14 protein-coding genes are annotated in these 21328 nt (G+C 42.8%); all 14 read right to left on the reverse strand.

Annotated features, from left to right (window positions below; genetic code table 11):
* Positions 1 to 140: 140 nt before the first annotated feature.
* The 14 genes from I8752_RS11280 to I8752_RS11345 all read right to left on the reverse strand — a co-directional run bounded on the left by I8752_RS11280 (position 141) and on the right by I8752_RS11345 (position 21285).
* A complete protein-coding gene (locus I8752_RS11280; protein WP_214432405.1) occupies positions 141 to 2378 on the reverse strand; it encodes a family 1 glycosylhydrolase in 2238 nt (745 codons plus the stop codon).
* 261 nt (positions 2379 to 2639) lie between these two features.
* Entirely contained in the window at positions 2640 to 3470 is an 831-nt protein-coding gene (locus I8752_RS11285) for an N-acyl homoserine lactonase family protein (RefSeq protein ID WP_214432406.1), read from the reverse strand.
* A 46-nt stretch (positions 3471 to 3516) separates the two neighbouring features.
* The gene (locus I8752_RS11290) at positions 3517 to 4446 is read right to left on the reverse strand and encodes an alpha/beta hydrolase (protein ID WP_214432407.1); all 930 of its coding nucleotides are present in this window, start codon (positions 4444 to 4446) and stop codon (positions 3517 to 3519) included.
* Between the two features lie 14 nt (positions 4447 to 4460).
* Positions 4461 to 6380: a cytochrome P450 gene (locus tag I8752_RS11295; RefSeq protein WP_214432408.1), complete on the reverse strand. Its 1920-nt coding sequence runs from the start codon at positions 6378 to 6380 to the stop codon at positions 4461 to 4463.
* 98 nt (positions 6381 to 6478) lie between these two features.
* Complete coding sequence (locus I8752_RS11300; RefSeq protein ID WP_214432409.1) at positions 6479 to 8053, reverse strand: c-type cytochrome; 1575 nt, start codon at positions 8051 to 8053, stop codon at positions 6479 to 6481.
* 96 nt (positions 8054 to 8149) lie between these two features.
* On the reverse strand, positions 8150 to 9607 hold the full coding sequence (locus tag I8752_RS11305) for a hypothetical protein (RefSeq protein ID WP_214432410.1): 1458 nt from the start codon (positions 9605 to 9607) through the stop codon (positions 8150 to 8152).
* A gap of 190 nt (positions 9608 to 9797) precedes the next feature.
* On the reverse strand, positions 9798 to 11492 hold the full coding sequence (locus I8752_RS11310) for an alpha/beta fold hydrolase (protein ID WP_214432411.1): 1695 nt from the start codon (positions 11490 to 11492) through the stop codon (positions 9798 to 9800).
* A gap of 95 nt (positions 11493 to 11587) precedes the next feature.
* Complete coding sequence (locus tag I8752_RS11315) at positions 11588 to 12652, reverse strand: DUF6765 family protein (protein WP_214432412.1); 1065 nt, start codon at positions 12650 to 12652, stop codon at positions 11588 to 11590.
* Positions 12653 to 12777: 125 nt separating this feature from the next.
* Positions 12778 to 15099, reverse strand: coding sequence for a GMC family oxidoreductase N-terminal domain-containing protein (locus tag I8752_RS11320; RefSeq protein WP_214432413.1), 2322 nt, complete (start codon positions 15097 to 15099; stop codon positions 12778 to 12780).
* A 452-nt stretch (positions 15100 to 15551) separates the two neighbouring features.
* Positions 15552 to 16355 (reverse strand): SDR family NAD(P)-dependent oxidoreductase, encoded by an 804-nt coding sequence (locus I8752_RS11325; protein WP_214432414.1) that lies wholly within the window; start codon positions 16353 to 16355, stop codon positions 15552 to 15554.
* 319 nt (positions 16356 to 16674) lie between these two features.
* The gene (locus I8752_RS11330) at positions 16675 to 17709 is read right to left on the reverse strand and encodes an acyltransferase family protein (protein WP_214432415.1); all 1035 of its coding nucleotides are present in this window, start codon (positions 17707 to 17709) and stop codon (positions 16675 to 16677) included.
* A gap of 249 nt (positions 17710 to 17958) precedes the next feature.
* On the reverse strand, positions 17959 to 18564 hold the full coding sequence (locus I8752_RS11335; RefSeq protein ID WP_214432419.1) for an exopolysaccharide biosynthesis protein: 606 nt from the start codon (positions 18562 to 18564) through the stop codon (positions 17959 to 17961).
* Positions 18565 to 18772: 208 nt separating this feature from the next.
* A complete protein-coding gene (locus I8752_RS11340) occupies positions 18773 to 19702 on the reverse strand; it encodes a lipid kinase (protein ID WP_214432416.1) in 930 nt (309 codons plus the stop codon).
* Between the two features lie 728 nt (positions 19703 to 20430).
* Positions 20431 to 21285: a nitrate ABC transporter ATP-binding protein gene (locus tag I8752_RS11345; RefSeq protein ID WP_214432417.1), complete on the reverse strand. Its 855-nt coding sequence runs from the start codon at positions 21283 to 21285 to the stop codon at positions 20431 to 20433.
* Between the last annotated feature and the right edge of the window lie 43 nt (positions 21286 to 21328).

Genomic DNA, 21328 nt, shown 5'->3' on the forward strand with positions numbered 1-21328 from the left:
GGGTGGACTATTGGAATCGAGGCGTGCGTCGATTTTCAGGTGGATAGATTACGATGTAAGGACGAAGCTGTTCGCCCCTACAAAGAATTATGTTCAAATTTCCTAATCTTCAATCCTTATTTTTCTAGCCGAAATAAAAATTACACTCCACCTTTGTTGATAATCTCTTGATAGGCAGCTACAGCAAAAGTTGGCTGGCGCTTTAATTCTAGGTCAGTATCTAAGTCGATATGGTAAAGTCCAAAATCGCTATCCGGGCCAAACTTCAGACCCCATTCGCGGTTAGAGGTAATGCACCAAGCAAGATAACCGACCACATTCACGCCGTCTTGACGGGCGCGCTGCACCTGCTGGACGTGTTGGCGCAGGTAGTCTACGCGCGTGACCACTTTATCAGCCACATCAACACAGCCATTCTCAATAATTAAAATTTCTTTACCAGGGAATAACTGAGCGTGGAACTTGAGCATATCGTACAGCACTCCAGACCAGACTGGCGCATTACCGAAACGCCCAAATGCTGCATCCATCAACTGCTGAATGCGGTTGAGTCGCAAATTGCTGATGCCCCAATAGTAATCAAAGCCCACAAAATCCTGCTGTCCGACGCACTCTTGGGGACAGAGAAATGTTGGCAACTGTCCAGCCATACCAAGATGCCACCAATTACTCGTTAGTGAAGTAGAAAGGACGCTGAAGAGTTTCAGGGCTGGGTCGAAAATGCGGGCGATCGAATGCAGCACAGGTAAGCGTTCCTGAGTGGAAACGGCATAAAACTTAACTTTACTAGGATCGCCAAAAATTTGTTTGGCGATGGTACGAGCCAAATCGATTTCTAAACCGCTAAACTCCTTTGTGTTGGGATCGCGATAACCAAACCCAGGCACATTGTCTTTGACGGCTACTATTAAATGACCCCGGTCTTGAATGCGACGCAATGGTGTTCCTGGCTTGGCAAGGGGTAAACGCTGTGTAAAAGTTGTCTTGAGAGAACTTGCTGAACCAGTAGTGATATCAGCTAGAGTCGATCGCCTGCCGATTTTAGGCACAGGTGGCACGGGTAGATTGGGGAAGTAATGGGTGAAGCTAGCTTGCCAATCACCAGATTCTTTGAAATATCGCACGGCTACATCTACAACATTCAGCAAAGCGCGATCGCCTTTAACTACAGCAGCAGCATAATTTTCTACAGTCAATCTGTCACCGTTGTTACCCACCAGTCTGTATTTACCTGGATACTGCTCCATGACTCCTAACAAAATAACATCATCAATTAAGATGGCGCTAATTTGCTCGTAGTCCAGCGCTCTTAAGGCATCGGTATAATCGTCTACCACTTGGATATTAGCTGCGGGAAGTAATTTATCTACGGTGGATTCAGCCGTAGAGCTTTTGATGACTGCAACAGATTTCCCATTGCAATCTTCTAGTTGCTGAATCGCACTGTCTGATTTGACTAAAAGAATTTGACCCGCCTGAAAGTAAGCTTCAGAAAATGCCACTTCCTGTTGTCGCTCTGGAGTCACAGTTAAAGTAGCAATGACTACATCTACCTGTCCTTTTTCTAGCAAAGCCCGCTCGGTAAAACGTTTTCCTTGAGCAACCAAGTCTTCAGGACGGCGGAGATTAGTGACGTTGCGATCTACTAGTCTTTGCAGCCATAAAGGTAGACCCAACAGCATCGGGTTTGCTCCCACTTGGGCATCTGGGTTGACTTGCTGGAGAATAGTTCTAGCTCTAGTGTGGGCCACAAACAAATTCCGCATCAGCTTTTGAACTGCGGTCATTTGATCGGCAATGCTAGCACCTCGATCCAAACCGGGAGGCATAAAGTAAGCTCTTTCCCACCAAGGTTTGACGTAGCCGTAAATCAGTTGACTGGGTTCGTTAAAACTAATCCAGTAGCGTGCTAAAGGGCCTAAACGCTTGGCAACTTCTGTAGTATAGTTGGCGAAAATAGCCGGAAAATCTGGGGAAGTCAAACCACCGCGTGCTTCCACATGAACCGGATGGGTAAAGTGGTGCAAAGTGACAATTGGTTCCATGTTATGCGATCGAATGGTTGCGATCGCTTGGCGATAATGTTCAAAAGCTTCCTCACTGAACTCACCGGGTTTAGGTTCAACCCGCGACCAAGCGATGGAAAAGCGAAATGCCTTGCAACCAAGTGACTGCGCTAAGGCTATATCTTCGGCGTAGCGGTTCCAAAAATCAGTCGCTTGACCCCGAACGGTGAGAGCGCGACGACGCTCCCACACATCTCGGATATCCTCATAACGAGAATCGTAAGCTTCGCATTGGTGGTCGGCTGTCGCAACACCGAACATGAATGATTTGGGTAAGGGTGCAAAACCCTTGATAGGAAGTGGGTTTGACATGGAGCTAACTCCTTTTAAGATGATTGTGAAAATAAGTAGAACGGTGCAAATAAACCGAAGTATGTAACGAAAAGTAAAGTTACCTAAAACCCTCTTTCCTTCTGCCTTCTGCCCTCTGCCTCCTGCCTTGTCATAACGACAATTTTTAACATCGACCTACTTAGTCAAGAAAAGGAACAGCGAACAAAGAAGTAATCTATGTAATTAATTTTGTTGAAGTACTTATACTCAGCACTCAGCACTCAGCACTCAGCACTACATTTAGACCGAAACAATAGTTTGCTTTGCCAACCTCTGAGCAGCATTCGGGTCGTGGCTAGGAAGATAAACTGTGGGAAATTCTTGTACGTACTGCAAAATTCGCTTTAGTGTTTGACGAGATTTATCTTCATCTTGAGCAACACCATCAACAATCTGCTCTAACATCAGTTGTTCGCTGTAAGAGGCATCACCAGCAAAAAATAGAGATACTCCATCAGTTTGCACTAGCACTGATAGATGACCTTCAGTATGTCCCTGTGTGGGAATTAAGCTGACATCTCCAGCCTTTGTCAGCGTGAAACTCTCGGAAAAAGGGCCAATAGGTTTAGCCTCATACTCTATTAAGCGAGGAGCTAACCACTTGGGCCAGCGATGGGTCAAGTAGCCGTTCAATTGTCCGCGCCAACCACCAATTTGCTCGTACTCTCTACGAGAGATAATAATTTCTGCATTAGGAAAATGGTGCAGTCCGCCGATATGGTCTGTATGCAAATGGGTGAGAATTACCCAGCGGACATCATTTGGTTCTATACCCAAAGCCCGCAAACGAAAATTCACTTCGTCTTCAGGTTGCAAACATGGTTTAATACTTAGCTGAAAATAAGGATGCCACCAAGGAAAGTAGCCTGGTTCTAGGGTGCGCGCAGTTTCGCCTGTATCGATTAAAATAATCCCTTCTGGATGTTCAATTGCCCAACTATAAATAGGTAAAGGGTCAGTCCAATTGCGGTCAAGAATAGTATTTACTAAACGCATCGCACCATGACCCTTGCTGTAGCACTGGCAGGTTTTAACAGATACAAGTCCACTCTGAACGGCGTGTATACGCATTTTTATACCTTGAATATGACCCAATAATTACGAATTCTCCTGTATCTTACTTACTCAAATACTTATCGAAGAAGGTTAAAACTTTATCTGGGTTATCCACGACGTACTGATAGCCGCCAAAGCGATGGTCGGTTTCTGGATATAATGGCTCGACGGCATTAGGAGTTGATGCCACCATGTTCGCAACGTCATCAACACTACCCCATTTGTCGCCAGTGCCTTGTACATAAAGCACGGGAATATCACGCGCCCCAGCTGCTTCATAGGCAGGTTGGATAAAAGCGGTACTCGGCCCGCCTGATAAACGATAAAGTATTTCTATTGCCGGGCCAAAAAGTTTATCTAAGGGGCCGAATTTATCAGCGCGATAGCGTTGTCCAAATATTGCTGAGGTATTCGGTTGGACGGCGGCGGCGGCTTTAATATCCGTACTATGGGGAAGAGTAAATACTACAGTGTTTCCGCCCATAGAAAATCCGATAGTGCCGATGCGGTTTGAATCGACTTCGGCTCGACTTTTGGCATATTTTATAGCTCCCAGTAAGTCACGCTTTTCTAGCCAGCCAGAGGTGAGTGGAATTTTGGCATCGCTTTCACCATGATTGCGTAGGTCAAACATCAGCACATTATAGTTTCTCTCGTGCAATGCTTTAGTGAAGGGTAAAAGGTTAATTGGTTTGCTACCCGGTAAGTCTCCTAATATGTCATCAGCCTTTGTCCCGATTCGGTTCCAAGGCCAGCCGTGTACCATAATCACAGTTGCCGCTGGGGTTTGCAATGCTGGGATAAACCAGCCTTTGATGGATACGCCATCCTGAGCCGGAAACTCCACATCTTCGTAATCTAACCCAACATCTTGCCTGGGATTAGTCCAAATTTTCTGCCGCTTCGGTTTAATTAACAATCGTGCGGAACTTGCTACGACTAACACGTAGATGAGCAAGATAATAGCGATCGCCCAGATTAATATATTCACAATATTCCTCTCCTCTAACTAACTTTCTGCTTGGTGTTTTCCGTATAAGTGCCAAACTTGACTTTCAAATCGTCACGCGGGATGGGAAAAAGGTTCCGGTTCAATTCCAAATTTTGCGGCGGTAGTTCCCAGTTATACCGACGTAACAAATGCACTGCCATTACTTTTATCAAGACTGTAATCAAGTCTTCACCTGGGCAACGATGACTTTCTCGCGCTCCGCCGCCGTGGGGTACGTAGCTATTTTCTGGTAAAGATGCGAACTTTTCTGTAGCAAAGCGGCAAGGCTGAAAACTTTCCGGTTCGGGAAATATCTGGGGAATATGCATAGTGGTGTGAATTCCTCCCACTGCACCCCAACTCTGCGGTATACGGAAGTTTTGAAACTGAGTTTCTTTTTTAACTAAACCGAAAAAAGTCGCAGCATTGATGGGATAGAAGCGGCGGAGTTCGTAAGCGATTTGCTTCAAATACACCAAATTTTGCAACTGCGCGAAATTCAACGAGCCACTAGGAGCGTATTGATTGACTTCTTGTCTGGCGCGACTCATGATTTCTGGATGTTGAGCCAGAGTAAGAGAAAGATAGGTTAACGAAATATAAATTCCGCCATAAGCCGCAAAGAACAAATGCAGTACCTCACGGCGTAGCTGTTCGTCGGTGAGGGTACTTCCATCTTCACCACGCACTGTTAACAGCAGCCCCAGCATATCTGATTGAGGTTGCTGACGATGCTGGACAATGGCTTTGTCGATGAGAGCAAGCAACTTATCGCGGCTTTGTAGCGCTTTTCCGTAAGCATTCCAACGCAAGTTAATTGGGATTGAGGTGAAACCTTTGAGAAAAGTTTCAATAATTTCTCCCACAGCTTCACTTTCTGGGCCTGGCGAACCTCCAGTAAACAAAGCATTTGTCAGACTGGCGCTGAGTTTGCGGTATTCAGGTATCCAAGCAAAGCTACTCAGTTGTTCCCAGCGTTCCAGGTAGTAAGTGGCTGTCTGTTCAATTAGGGGAATATATTTATCGAAAGCCTGCGGCGTAAAAGCTTCGAGAATAATCTTTTTTCGACGGCGATGTTCGCTACCGTCTAATAATGGCAGAGACTCCCAGTCTAATAATTCCTGTATCGGTTGCGGATTAGCTTTCGCACGGGTGAAATATTCTTGGTTTAGGAAGAAAGTAAAAGCTTCTGGGCCGATAAAAGCAATAACTGGTTTGCCGAATAAGTGAGTTTTGAAGACTGAACCATACTTTTGAAAGCGCTGGCGGTAGAATTGATGATTATCCCAAGCTAGAGCAATAGTTTCTCCGATAAGGGGCAAACCATAAGAGCCAGGTGGTAAATCTTCACTATCTCGACCATTGCGGGTATTGTGGTAGCGCACCAATAAACTTAGCAAAATAGCGATCGCTAAAATAATTCCCAAAATGCGAGCAAATCCCTGTTGACCAATCAAAGTACCAACCAAGAAGCTCAAACCAGCATAAATATGCACTCCGATTCTTTGCTTCTCAATCCAAGTTGCCGAAGAATCGCTAAACCATGCCAAACTAATATCTAATCCCCACCACAAAGCCAAAACCAATTCGCTTGCAGTAATAGCAGTTCCATGAATTGCAAAAGTTGCTTTGATGTTGTCAGGGACTAACAATACTTTATAAAACAAATGAACTAAATAAGCTAAAAAGCTAAAAATCCATAGCAATAACCAATAATTATTCTTATTGGCTGATTTTCCATGCAAGATATATAAATAAATTGCTGGAATGAATAACACCGAGCTAGCCAAAAACGAATAAATAGCACGGTGTAAATTCAAATTTGGTTTTAATTCTGCTGCTAGTAAAGCAGCAATTAAAATAATTCCAAAAGCAAAAAAAGTATTAGCAAATTCTGCTAAGGAAATCTTTTTTTTTGATTTAACTATTTCCATTTTTAACCTCTTTACTCTGTGTTCTCGGTGCCTCTGTGGTTAAATAAATTATTTTTAAACCACAGAGATACAAAGACACAGAAATGAAATACAAGATTCTAAAGTGTTTTGAGATACTCTAATAAATCTTCCAAAGCTGCTTTGTCCCAACCTTTTCCTTGATAAGACCAGGGATAATCATGTCCTTTGTTAGAGTTACCTTGAACATGAGTATCGAACTTAAAGTAGTGTTTATCATCCGGCTCAGTGGGTGAAGCCAAACCGACATCAATCGGATCGTAAAGATTATCTCCGCGATAAAAAAGCTCCCGACGAGGTTTGAGATTAATTAACTCTGCCAAAGTCAAGACACTAGCGTTATGCAAGTATGGAGCGCGAGCAAAAACCGATTCTATGGGAGCGTTAATGAAACCTTTGGTATCTCCTAAAGGCCCTGGTCGAAGATTTTCCCGTTTCGGCTTCAAAGGATGACCATCAGGGAAGAAGGCCTCAACGACATCCGGTAGTTCTTTGTAGTAACGATAGTTGAGTCGTTCTGAGTCGGTTTGAATATCTTCGATTGGCGTAATCAAACCTTGAAGCTCCCCTTTTACCCAGCTTCCATCTTCAGAATTGCGATATCCATGACAGCTAGCGCAATTCTGCTGAAAGACAGCGCGACCGCGTTCTACTTTTTTTGGATCGAGCGTAATACCTTGGTCTTTGAATACCTCTGTATATTTAGGCCCTTGCAAATCCAGCGTATAGTCAATGGCTTGGATAACATTATGAGAAATTTCTGGCACGATTAAGTTATCGGGTGTTGCTCCTGCTGCCACGGCTGCCAACACGCTGCGACTGAGACGATCTTTAACGCTGCCGTCATATTGCGCCCAATCTCGATTTTTCTGCTCGTACAATGATGGGAGTTTGGAATAAGACTTGTCTAATGCGGCAGGGCGATCCATCATGAAGTGTACCAACTCTTTAAAAGGTTGGGTACGAGCAGGTCCAATGGGTGATAACTTAGAGTCTCTCAAGTCTTTGCCATTATAGGGGTTATCCCATTTCGGAAGTGAAGCTAGTACTTGACCTCTAGCAGTCGATAACCAAAAACCAATTACAGTTTTATCAATAATTCCCAACGATTTATGGTATTTAGCCTTATAAGCCTTGGCAACGTTTTCTACAGTTAGACGTTTTTCGTCGAGAAGTATCGTTTTGAAGGCATCTACCCAAGCAAACAAGTCTAAAGAAGTACTTCCCATCCCTGTGACAATTACACCTTCATCATCTGGAAACCTCCGAATATGGGATATGTGACACAATGCACAGCTAAAACCCACAAATTTTACAGGTGAGGGTTTTCCTGATTGCGGTTGAAAGTTGGAAATATTAAAGCCTACTGGCAATCCTTCATTTTCCCCTGGCTTGCTGTGGATGAATCCAAATTGCTGAACCCAATCTCCAGCTTCTTTACCCGCTGGCTGCAATCGATCGGGGAATAAATCGGGAAGGATCTGAAAAACTGGTAGGGGTGCTAACTCAGTACCGATACTGCCGTGAATAAATGCTTCTTTTGGAGTTCTAAATACAGGTTTTGCCCAAGTTGACTCGATGTACAAAAACCCAAAGGTTCCGATTAGCAAGATGGAAACTAGCGCTATAGCAGCAATCCTGATAACTTTTAACATATTTTCCTCTGACAAACACACGCGAACAGCCACTCGATTTTGAATTTGGGATTTTAGATTTTAGAGGACAATCCAAAATCCCAAATCTAAACTTGGTTAGTGCTTGCCCCAAAGCTCGGCATGTTGAGCTTGACGACTGAAGAGAGCTGGATCGTAATACTTCTGGTAGTATTCCAACTCTAGGTGGCTAAATTGCAGCCAGATCCCAGGAACAAAGAAGGCATCAATATGAGCAGGAAAGCGGCCGTAGGTGTCGTAGATATAGTTGCAGATATCTTTGGTGTACTGAATCGTTTCTTTGGAGTGGGGCTCGGCATCGCGCAAGAAGGCTTCAGCACTTGATTTTGCTTGGTAGGAGCGGGCAAACACCTCTTTGTCCCCATAAGATCCTTGGCTGCCGAACTTCTCTTCGATGACGCGATCTACAGCTTCATCCATAGATTTAACGTAAGGCGGGCAAAGCCCTTCTAACACGCCATCAATTCCAACTGGATTGGGTTGAGAAGCTGGTGGCGGGGCCCAAATGCTTTGCTTGGGGGTTGGCGGTTCCATACGAAAGCCTAGACCATACCATTCTTTGTCTGGGTCGCGCTGGAGAATGAAGGGCTGGAAGACTGCTCCATGTACCCAACCACCTACGCCCATCGCCTGACCAATGAGCATTAAATTTTGCAAAATAAAGAAACATTCATGCTCAGTACGCATTGTTTGAGCGAGTCCCAAGGGAACGGTGTTGTTGGGATTGACAAAGCCACCTTTGACTCGTTCAATGCCACCGATGGGTTGATAAGGAATTTTGGGACTCAATCCTAGATGCATTCCTACCCAAGCTGCCCAATCTGACAAGCTTTTTGGTCTAAACTTTTGCCAGTCATCAACAAACAAAGGTTTTTGACCGTCTGGTTCCGACAGCAGGATGAGAATGACGTTGATATATTGACGGGTGCAATCGACAACCGGGAAAAACAAAGTTGTACCGGGAAGGTTAGAAATTTGCTTGTTCCAGCCGAGATAGTAAGGATAAATCCGGGGGAAATCTAGGCGGCGATCGCTAATTTTATGTTTGACAGCAGCAGCGGCTTTCAGCCAGTGTTCCTCTGACCAATCTTCCCATTTCGGCGGTAGATCGCCAAGGGCTGCTAGCGCTTCCCGTCCCTTCAATTTCTTAATTAACCAGATGCCTTCATCGTTAATCATGAAGAAGGAAGTCGCTTGCGAATTATCGGCGCTACTTCCAGAACGAGCAACAATGTTGAGAAAGGGAGTTCCTAATTCTTTGCCACCTTCGGGTTTATACAGAGGCCCATCGTGGGTTGTGATACCAGTCATCCCCGTAGCAACAACCAAAATTGCCTCTTCTAAAGGGCTAAGAGGGTCTGGCTGATTCGGGCTAGTATAGCTGAGTTCCCCAGCATCGATAGAAGCACCTTGAGCGACTCTACGAGTCCGCCGTTCCACAATTGCTTCTACTAGTGGATAACTTAATAACGCTTGTAAACCAGGGTGGTTTTTAATATCCGATGCAAGAGGTTCGCTGAGTAGTTGTTCGCTCATTTGCAATTACCTTTGGGTGTCAGTTGTCAGTTGTCAGTGGTCAGTTGAGGAAGGGAACAGGGAACAGGGAACAGCAGAAGTAATTATTAATTCTTCCTCATCCCCCTCATCCCCCTCATCTCCCTCATCCCTCTTTCTCCGCGTCTCCGTGTCCCCGCGTCCCCGCGTCCTCTTTCTCCCTCATCCTGGACTAATTGAACTTATCCAATTCCGCCAAGATAGTGGGAAAAATGTCTCTTGCGGCGTTTTTGCCCATGAAACAGTCCATGTGTGCATAATCAGGGATAACATGGCGTACATATAAATCGCCACCATTTTTTTCGCACAATAACTTGTAAGTAATTGCCGAACCCTCTGGCAGGAAAAAGGCGTTATCTGCACCGTGAAGCAAGGCAATAGGAATGGCTAGGCGTTCCAGATGAGGCAAGTAAACATCTTTACCATCTTTGTTGACAATGTGACCCTCTCGCAAAATTAAAGATATATGTCGGAAGAAGGTCATGTTAGCTGGGCCGAATATCTCATGAATGGCATCGTGAGTTGCTTCGTTTAGTTGGGCAATTTTGTACACTTCTCCATACATGAAGAGAATGCGGCGGTCAACTGGATTGTTGTAGGGTTCTTTGGTGGGATATAGCCTTAAAACTGTATCGTAAAGTTTATCTTGCCAATCGGCATGAGTATCAAAGTCTGGGTCGAGAGTGTCTACACCCAATACTGTGAGAAAGGAAGCTAGACGCAAACCTGCTCTGATTTCGTTGAGAGTTGCGGCTCTCGGATGGGTAGTTAATTGAGAACAAACGGCGGAACGCACTCCTTGAAGTCCTGCTAGCATCGCCATCAAAAAGGACATGGAACCGACGCAGTGACCGACGACTTGAACCGTTTCTGACTCAGTAATATTACGTACTTGCTCAACTGCTGCCGGCCAATCGTAAAGCGCAATCTCATCAGCTGAAAACTGGGTGGTGGCGGATGGTAAATCGGCGCTGGCTCGATAATCGAATAGCCAAACATCATAGCCACGAGCATACAAAAATTCTGGCAGATTTGTTTCGACGGTATCAATGGAAAATGCCAAGGTAGAAGTACCAAAGCCTGGTGCTAACATGACTGGCCCTTTTGTCCCACCTTGATATCGAATCAGCCGCAGTTGCACTCCGTCAGTAGTTTTGAAGAAATGAACTTCGGGCGCTGACATCCTCAGAGGACGCTTTTGTCTGGGTGGTGCATCTGGATTGAATACTTTGGAAGGCGCAAATATGCCACCGTAAACGTTAAACAAGACTCCAGCAAAGAAGCTGCCAAAGCGAGCAGTTTCTTCTATTTGTTGCTGGAGATTAGTAGTGTTGGTGACTTCCAAGGTAGACAACTGATGTAGGAAATCTGTTGGCAGAATCTTGATAATTCCCTGTCCTAGAACTGGATTGTTAGGACTATCGCCGTCATGCACGGTGATGTATAAGGTGGTAGTGTCTGCCCAGATGTCATAACCAGGATCGTTGTGTACTAATTTGAAACCTTCAAAATAGTACACTTTACCTTCTGCGGCAGTCATTTTCATGCGATAGACCATGCGCCGCGTATTCACACTGTCTGAGTCAAGGATGAATAAGTTAAATTCACCATCGCTAACTGTTAAAGGTGTAGGCGATAGTGCTGGTGCGGTGACACTGCCAACTAATTTGGCTTTGTGGCTTTCATCTGTGAGCATTTTGTCCAAATCATCGGAACTCACTGTGAGGGTGAATTCAAATTTGGAATTATCTTGTTTACCTTGCTGTGCTGCTAGTTGATAGTCATCTGTGACTTTTTTAGAAAAGTAGCCGCGCATGGTTTCAGTAAACTGAATACCTACTTTCTTTGGTGCGGTTGTGGTTGTCATGAAATACCTCTGTCTTGTGAGTGCTGAGTAGAGACGCGATGAATCGCGTCTGTACAAGAGTTAGGAGTCATTATTCTCTGCCTCCTGCCTCTTCTTCAAGCGACGCAGATTCCATATTTGGGTAGCAGGTCGTGGATGATATAGAAGTGATGGGACTGCAAAGCGTCGTGAAATAGTTTCCAATCACTGGCTAAAAAGCTAGGTTGATAAGGAAATATTTCGTTTTTTCGTTCAACTAAGTCTTCTGTACCTAGGGCTTGATGTTTCCAGGAGTCTTTGCCTTTGGGGATGTAGGTAACATCGGCTTTGCCAAAGCTGAATTTACCTTCGGCGATCGCATCCAACCACTTTTGGTGGCGCACACTACCGCTATTGTCCGTAATATTCCTCAACATAAAATCGATAAAAATTTTATCCAGTTCTGGCAGTCCCGGTACATTTGCATCTGGATCGCCTGCTAAATATCGCCGCATAGCTTTGCACATCTGGTCAGCAGCTTCTAAAAAGTCTTTAGGATTGTTTCTGGTAATTGTTTCGCCGCGTCCATTGATATAACCCCAACTCAAAAAAGGTCTGTCAGGATGGCTGAGAACTGCTCCATGTCCCAAGGGTAAAGCTTCACTGACGAAGTAATTTTGCAGTCGATCCATGAGGTTGTAATCGGGTTTGCCGTTTTCATCTAGCAGATTTTTAGCTTCGTTGACCCGATGGTTGACTCCAGCAAAGCCTTGATGCGCCCAAGTATCAACATATACATGCATAGTGATGCCAAGGCGATATAGTCCGTAGGGTGAGTGACGCTGCTGAATACACTCTCGTACCATTTGCTGGGCGACATTGCTGTTAGGACGACAAATAAGTTTGTCGATAAATTTCCCGTCAGGGTCTTCGCCTGCTTTTAATCCGGCGTTTCCAGGTAGAAAATGAAACGGAATCCAAACGCGGTAATTTGCCAATGTTTGAAAGTTGCGGTAGTCCAGCATTTTATGCGCGGAACTGATGCGGCTAAATAATGCGCCGTTGTCGAACCGGATTAATCCGTCGTTAATCGCATCGTCTACATATTGGGCACTGTAGGCGATGGTACTAGCAGCTTTATGCTCAAATCCAGCCAGTCGCGCTGCTACGTAAGTGACACTATGATGAAAGTCGATTTGCATATTTAGTCAGTGGTAGAGACGTGATTAATCGCGTCTGTACAATATGGTTAATCGCGTCTGTACAACATGGTTAATCGTGTCTGTACAATACGGTTAATCGCGTCTGTACAATAGTCATCAATCATCTAAACGTAAACTTCAGCCAATGTGCCGACAAAGAAGCGGCTGAAGCGGTCAATTGCTTGCAGGCTTTCTGCACGGCTGAGGGCATTGGTGACTTTGAGAGTAGTCATTTGTTTAATAAAGTCTGCGGGCTGAATTTTGAGAATGCCTTTACCGACAACAGAACCGTTGTTACTGTCGCCCTCATAAATGGTGATGTAAAGAGTGGTTGTGTCAGACCACACATCAAAGCCTGCGTCGTCGTGAATTTCTTTAAAGCCCTCGAAGTAGTATTGTTGTCCTGTTTTTGCGGTCATGTGCAGGTCGTAGCGCATCTGCCGCGTTTTGGCTTTGCCTTGTTCTTTGACGAATAAATTGAATCTGCCATAAGTGACGGTTAGCGGTTCGGCGGCGATCGCAGGTGCTGTAACTGTACCAACTATCTTGGCGGTATGGTCGATGTCGTTAAGCAGTTCTTCTAAGTCATCGGCAATTATCGTTAGAGTAAATTGCAGGGGAGATTTATCTTTTTTACCTTGTTGGAATGCCCGCTGGTAGTCGTCTTTGACTTGGGTAGAAAAGTAGCCGCGCATGGTTTCAGTGAATTGAATTCCCACTTTTACGGGTGCTGTTGGGGTTCTTGGCGGCGCTGAAGGTAGGTCATAGTTAATTGTCCAACCCCGGTCTTTGGCAATGAGGGCGCAGCAGCGTTCGGCTACGGCGGAAATAGTAAGTAAGGGATTTACGCCTAATGTACGGGGAATCACAGAACCATCCGCAACATACAGGTTTTCGTAAACAGCTGTACCTCGATCGCTGGAAAATACTTGTCCTTTGTGGTTGACTACTCCGCGTTCGGCATCTTCTGCCAAGATGCAGCCACCAAGTGGGTGGACTGTTACCAAGTCGTGACCGAATAAATTAGTCCAAATAGGGTTGGGAATTTGTGTGCCACCCAAAGGACGAGTTGCTTCTGCAAGGCGATCGTTGACTCGCTGAAAGATGGATTGTTTGCCTACGTCTTCCCAACGAATTCTCAAACGGTCATCTTCTAAGTACATCTGTCCCGCGGCATCATCGTGGGTCATCACAAGATAAGTCTGGGTGTTGCGGACTGCACCACTGTAAGCACCGCGAGTCAAACTCTCTGTTTCCCGGAGTTTTTCTTTGAAGCGATCGCCCCAACCGTCGTCGCTATCTTTACCGAGTACTTTGCCAGCAGCAGCAAAGCTGGCGGGTAGGAAGGGCGCAAGCGCGCCGGGAATTGAACCTTCTTCGATAACCATGCCGTTATCTAGTCGTGGTTGTTCGCGCATATCGATAATCCCGGTAATGCAAGGGCCGACTGGTTCCCGCGCCCCAGCCCGGTTGCCAAAGCCAATGCCATTAATGGTTTGGTCGGTGTTGTAGCCAAAGGCCAACACATCGCCATTGCCTGTAAAGTTGTGTCCTAGCTGGTTGGATACAGACAAACCTGCTTGTTGCGATCGCAGTAAAATTTCTGTAGAACCAAGAGTGCCGGCAGCTAAAATCACAATTTCGGCACTGACAAACATTGTGGGCGCATCAAATATTTGCTGTCCGGAGTTGAGTAGTTGAAAGTGAACTAACCAGCGATCGCCTTGCTTTTCGACTCGACGCACAGATACTTGTGTATAAATTTCTGCACCGTGGTTTTTCGCATCAGGCAGGTAATTCATTAAAGTTGTATTTTTTGCCCCATGATTACAACCCGATACACAATCACCGCAGAAGTTACATTTCTTTTGTTCTACCCCTACATGATTCACTCCATCTTGGAAAGTCACATTAATCGGTGGTCGATAAAACTTTTCATTTAAGTATTTAGAAGACTTTTCTAATGCTTGTAATTTTGGCAAAGGTGGCGAATCTTCGGGGTAGGAATTAGGTTTGAGCATTTCTTCGGCGCGACGATAGCCTTCTGCTATTAAGCTATCAACGTCGTTTCGCAATTCTTGCGGCCAGCGCGGATCTGCAAACACGCGCGGTTCGGCTTGCAATGACACATTCGCATTTACTAGCGATGTACCACCCAGTCCACAACCAAGGAATACATTAATATCTTGATTAACGCGAAAATCATACAAGCCTGTGCGCGAACCAATGCGTTTACCTGGTAAATCTACCTGTATTTCACCTAATGCATTGACATCAGTATTTGGATATTCACCTGGTTGGAATTCTTTGCCTCGTTCTAGTACACACACCTGCTGTCCAGCACGTGCTAGGCGCGAAGCCGCGATACCACCACCATAGCCGGAACCAATAACCACAACCTTATAGTGACTTTTGATGTTTTCAATGGGGCTTGATAAACGAGTCATAATTATAAATCCTTGCAAATTGTGAACATGGCAAGACAGTTTTCACCTACATTTAAGATGAAGGCGAAAGTCAATCTGGCTAACATTTTCGACCGCAAAGCAGAGTTTTCTTAGATACTGCTGTTATACTTCAAAAGCGCTAAAGGTAGTTTCGTAAAATCAGCATACAAAAGGGCATTGCTGATAATAAGTATGGAAAAATCAAGGCTAAAACCAGACTTATTAAGTCTTCCTAAAGAAACTTCAACAATGCCTTGTGTAGAGTTATCGAGACAAATGGGGTATTTATGCAAGTCAACAAATAACTTTACATATTTTCACTTTATCCCCTAATTCCCATTAGTTAAGAAGGTGGAGACATGTCGAATTTACACCTGAGCAATGGGCATGTGCAATTTTAAACATCAGCGTAACACCACACACAACTATATTGGGTATAAAATAGTAAATTTTTATTGCTTATTATTTATACTTCTCGCTATTTTTACCACCATTTTTCTGGGTGTAAATCTGACGGCTTCAGCAAGTAATTTATTTTTCACTCCAGGAATGACAACAGTTTTGTTTGCCATTAAGCCTTGATAGCTAATCTTGGCTACAGTCTCTGCGTCCATCATCTTTTGACCGGAGATCATTTTAGATTCTTCCATAGCTGCTCTTTGTTGAAAACCGGATTCTGTCGGCCCCGGACAAACAACAGTTACACTGACACCTGTACCCTCTAATTCATTAGCGATCGCTTCTGAAAATGATAATACATAAGCTTTGGTAGCAAAATAAACTGCTAATAAAGGCCCTGGTTGAAAAGCAGCACCAGAGGAAAGATTTAATATCTTTCCATAGCCTTGCTCAACCATGTCCTTGAGAAATAACTTAGTTAAATGGGTCAGGCTGACCACATTTACTTGTAGCATTTCTAGCTCGGTTTTGAGATCGGTTTCGTGAAAGAATCCATAAGTACCAAATCCAGCATTATTTACCAACACATCAATTTTGATGGCTGCTTGTTGTAGTTTTGTAAAAATTTCTTCTGGCGCTGTTGATAAGGATAAATCCTTAATAATAATTTCAACTTTTATGCCGGAATTTTCTGTTAATTCTTTAGCGATTTGAGTTAACTTTTCTTCACCTCTGGCGACTAACACCAAATTGTAACCGTCACGAGCAAATAACTTCGCCAATTCATATCCAATTCCACCAGATGCACCTGTGATTAAAGCAGTTTTTTCCCTGTTTAGATGATTTGTGGTTTTCATAAACCAAGAAACTCTTGTATTTTATATCTTTGAGTTTATGAATCCCTTATACCGTAAAAACTCTCGAATGGCAGGTTTTTAAAGTAAATATAAGAACATCTGATATGTAAAACGGATGGCATATTGGTAAAATCAGGGCGCGAACTCCTGAAATGAGAAGACAATACACCTTTTTGCTCGTCGAACTCGACTTTATCAAACTAAGACAACTAGATAAGTCATAATCTCTATTCGTAAAATCTCAAGTTGTGTTTAATATTTATTAACAAATGTTCCCAGTACGTAAAAACACAACTCGACTCATAGAATAAAGTTTAGTTTATTTTACATTTTCAACTATAAGAATTTTTTTGACAGCTAAATCATAATAATACTGAAGAAAGTAAGATATTAATACTATTAAAGGTAACCATACACCCAACAAATATAAGCAGGATATTAATAGCGATGTTGGTTTATAATAATTAGCTCCAAGCAAAATTATCCTATGTGTTAAATACATACAAAATGAAGAATAACTAATTATTCTAATAATATTCTTGTTAAATATCTTTAGGGATAATCTACCCAAAGTCCAAATAGCAGGTAAAGATGCGAAAATACCAAAAGCAACTACTAGTATGTTAATAGACCAATGCAATGTTTCTTGGCTATGAAATAAACTTAAAACTATAACTAGAACAAATAAAGATATTACTAAAATTTTATAATTAACAAGCATTTCTTGAAGTTTCTTTGTTCTAGACACTATCAATCCAAAAACAAAAATTGGGAAATAATATATAACACGCAAATCAATCAAACCAGTTTTCCAATGTAAAAGAGTTACTATGAAGAATAAAATAGATGAAGAGATAATAACTTTTTTAGCAGCATAATTATATAAAAGAAATGGAACTAAAATATAAAATAATAGAAGCATTGTGATAAACCAAAGAGTTAGTAATCGGATATTTAATATTGGACTAAGTAAAATAGCAGAAGTTATAAAAGTTTTTTTATCGATCAGCTTCAACAAAAAAAAGCCAGAAAGAGCAGTCAAAAAAAGAGGATAAATCCTCATAAATCTGACTATAAAGTAATTTTTGACATCATTAAAAGATTTGAATTCATAACGGTATCCAAGTAAAAATGCAGATATAAATGTAAAACCTCCGAGGACGCAGTGAGTAATAAAAACTGTAACAAAATTAATATAAAATCTGGGGGCAGATGAATAGCCCAAGAGATGCCAAAATCCAATAATATATAAAATTAGTATTGCTCGAATAGCATCTAATTCGGGAAGCCTTTCGTTTTTTTTAGGAGTGATACTGCTTTTCTTTGTGGAGGACAGTATTTGATTTTCAGTCATGAATGTACTCCTACAGATATTTAATTTAAGCTAATTAAGGTAGCATAATATATATTCGCCTCATAATTCAATGACTAATTTTTATATTAATTTGTATTCATCAACGTAATTTATAAATTTCTATTACCTAATTCTCTGCTTTTTACTCCTTACGGGCTATAAACGAGAAAGTTACAATAATGAAATTACAACCCTTAGTTTTTTACGAGGGTTTTTATTTTAATCGATCTCTTTATTCCTATTTCTCGTTCATCTAAATATAGATGGCAGCAAACCGGGAGCTAACCAAAGGGCATAACCAATAAATCCAAATAATGCGGTAATTAAGGCAGTGAGAACGTAGCCGATGCAAATCATTAAACCATCAGCTTCGATGGTGGCAACTGCCAAAATTAAAATACCTATGGTGGGGAAAGGATTGGTAAAAGGAATCGGTGATATTAGCAAGATAGTCAGCCAAGAGATACAAAGCCCATTGATTCGCCAAGTTAATGGATTATGGGCAATTTTCGCTAGCCGAGGACGAGTAATTTTCTCGAATATTTTGGTGAGGCGTTGCAGGTTTTGCAGGAGTAAGTGGGCAAAAGAGCGAGGAAATTTGTAGCGGGCAATTTTTTTGGGTAGCCAGGGCGATCGCTTGCCTAAAACCATCTGCACTGATAATAGCAAACAAGCAGCACCAAAAGGCCCCGTTAATCCCGGCGGCATGGGAAACAAAAATGGTAAAACTAATAATGCAATGACTAGGCTAAAACCCCGTTCGGAAGTCTCTGTCAGAATATCGCCTATAGACAGATGCTGTTCGGCTAAACGTCGCAGCAACGACTTAATTTCTTGAGAAAATTTTAGATGCATTTGGCGTGAGTTGATGTGAATTGCCACAATACCCAGCTTTCATTAAATATATCAATATAACTATGAATACAAATGCATCCATAACTGTTCCCGATTTTAACAAATTCTAATTTTGTCTTTTATCGCACATATACAGCAGATTTCACGTTTATGAAGTACGCAACTTCAGTCTCAAAGCCAAGCATAAAGCCAGTTTTAAGTAGGTCGCTCAAAACGTTTGAATTGGTGGGATCAAAACAGTTACAGCCTTGGGAATAACCCGGAAATGTGCGGGAGTGTAGGTTGTAATTTCACCATCAGTATTGATAGGGCGCGGTTTGCGGGTCGAAATTTCTATTTCCTCTCCTTGAAGGTCGCGTACACTCTGCCAATGAATGTGCCGTCCTTGTCGCATTGCAGGCAATAAAGGTATGATTTGCCACCAATGTTCTATTTCTAAACTATATAGATCCAGTCTGCGATCGTCGATTGTTGCATCTGGAGCTACTGTCATTCCACCACCATAATAACGACCATTGCCTACAGCAATTTGTACTGTTTTAACACGATAAGATTTGTTATTAATCCGAATTTCTGCGCTAAAAGGTCGAGATTCCCAAATTACTTGCAATGCAGTAGCAGCGTAAGCAAATATTCCCCAACGACGTTTCACTTCTTTAGTAAGTCGCTGAGTAATTTTTACACTCAGCCCCAAACTAGCAACGTTAAAAAAGTACTTATCATTTACTAACCCTACGTCAATACGACGCATTTCACCATAGGCAATAATTTTACAAGCTTCATTTAAAGAATTGGGAATTCCTAAAGTTCTTGCCAAATCATTAGCAGTTCCTAAAGGTAAAATACCTAAAGGTAACTGAGTTTGAACTAAAGCATCTACTGCGGCATTGAGAGTACCATCACCACCACCAATAATTACCAAGTCAACTTCGTGCTGATGGCGGAGTATAACTTCAGAAAGATGTTTGGGGTCTTCTGTTGATTCTTCAATTAAATCGAAACCGAGTTGCTTAAGACTATCGATCGCTTCCACCAAACTTTTTTGTCCTTGGCGGGCGTGACGATTTACTAAAAGCAGCGCGCGGGAACTAACAGGTAGCGCCCTTTGTAGTCTAGATGTCCAATTTTCCGCGTCCATATATGCTAGCAGTTGAATAACAAATCAAGAACTGGATTATTTCAAGTTTATTATGTCCTAGTTAACTGTCTTTAACTTTTATTTTAATTGCTCTATTTTTACTATATATTGTTATTTTGCTACCTAATCAATCAGATAATTACTCACTGACATCGCGTTAGTTGAGATATTTGTTACATCAGTATTCATATTAATAATATTATAGTACCAATCAAAAATTAGGCTTTTATTTTACTGTATACGAGTATATATTAGTAGATAAGTTTGGTGAAAATAGTATTAATAGTTATAAATATTTATATCTAAGCAGTAACATAGCAACTTTTGTTGTCAACCTCTGATGTGTCAGATTTAAAATTGTCTCTAGTAAAGATTCTATTTCTACAAACTCATTTTTTGATAGATGTTAAAAAGTATCAATTAATTGCGTTATTTAACAAAAAAAAGTAAAAGATAAAAGGCAAGATTTTTTCTGACTTCCTTTTAACTTTTACCTTGATGCTAACCTGACGTGAGTTCGACAAGCCCTTTTTTGACCTCTCCCCCAACCCCTCTGTCTTGAAAAGTCTGAGCGGAGGCTTCCTCCGCTCAGACTTTTCGCTCCGACACGGAGAAGGGAGCCAAAACCCTAATTTCTCGTCGCTCCTCCCTTTCCCCGTGGGAGAGGGAGGTTGGGAGGGAGAGGTTCATCGAACTCACGTTAACCTGTGTTGTTTAGAGAAAGCTGATTAGCCAACATCATCGTGGGCAAAGCGGTTAAAAAGAAAGTCTAGGGCATAGTTACGCAGTTTGTAGTATTGTGGATCTTCCATAATCCGGGCGCGATCGCGCGGACGCGAAAAGGGAATTTCCATGACTTCGCCAATTTTGGCGTGGGGGCCATTAGTCATCATCACCAATTTGTCTGCTAAAAATAGCGCTTCGTCGATGTCATGGGTAATCATTAGCACTGTACAGCGGTTTTCATTCCATATTTTCAGCAATTCTTCCTGTAACTCTTCTTTGGTGATGGCATCCAGCGCCCCAAAAGGTTCATCTAAAATTAGGACTTTGGGACGAATCGCTAAAGCACGGGCGATGGAAACTCTTTGTCTCATACCGCCGGACATTTGCGTTGGTTTCTTTTCCATCGCGTCAGCTAGTCCTACCATTGCTAAATGATCGCGGACGATCGCTCTTTTCTCTGCTTGTGGTTTATTGGGATAAACGGCGTTAACAGCTAAGTAAATATTTTCAAAAGCAGTCCGCCACGGTAGCAAGGCATAGTTTTGAAAGACAACCATTCTGTCCGGGCCTGGTTCGGTAATGGGCTGTCCTTCGAGTAATACTTGCCCGGAGGTGGGAAAGTTAAAACCCGATACCATATTTAACAGCGTTGATTTACCACAGCCAGAGTGACCGATGACACAAATAAATTCGCCTTGTTCGACGTTGAGGTTAACGCCATCGAGTACGGTGAACGGGCCATTTTTTGTGGGATAAACTTTGGTAACGTCTTTGATTTCTAGGAAGGGCTGGTGGGTGCTAGCTGTATTTCCTAATGTCTTTCTAATGCCGGTGACTGTTGAGTTGCGGTTTTGCATGGCGATTTAGGGTTGGGGATTGGGGATCGGGGATTGGGGATTG

Origin of the sequence: Dendronalium phyllosphericum CENA369, assembly GCF_016056275.1 — a bacterium.
GTDB lineage: Bacteria > Cyanobacteriota > Cyanobacteriia > Cyanobacteriales > Nostocaceae > Dendronalium > Dendronalium phyllosphericum.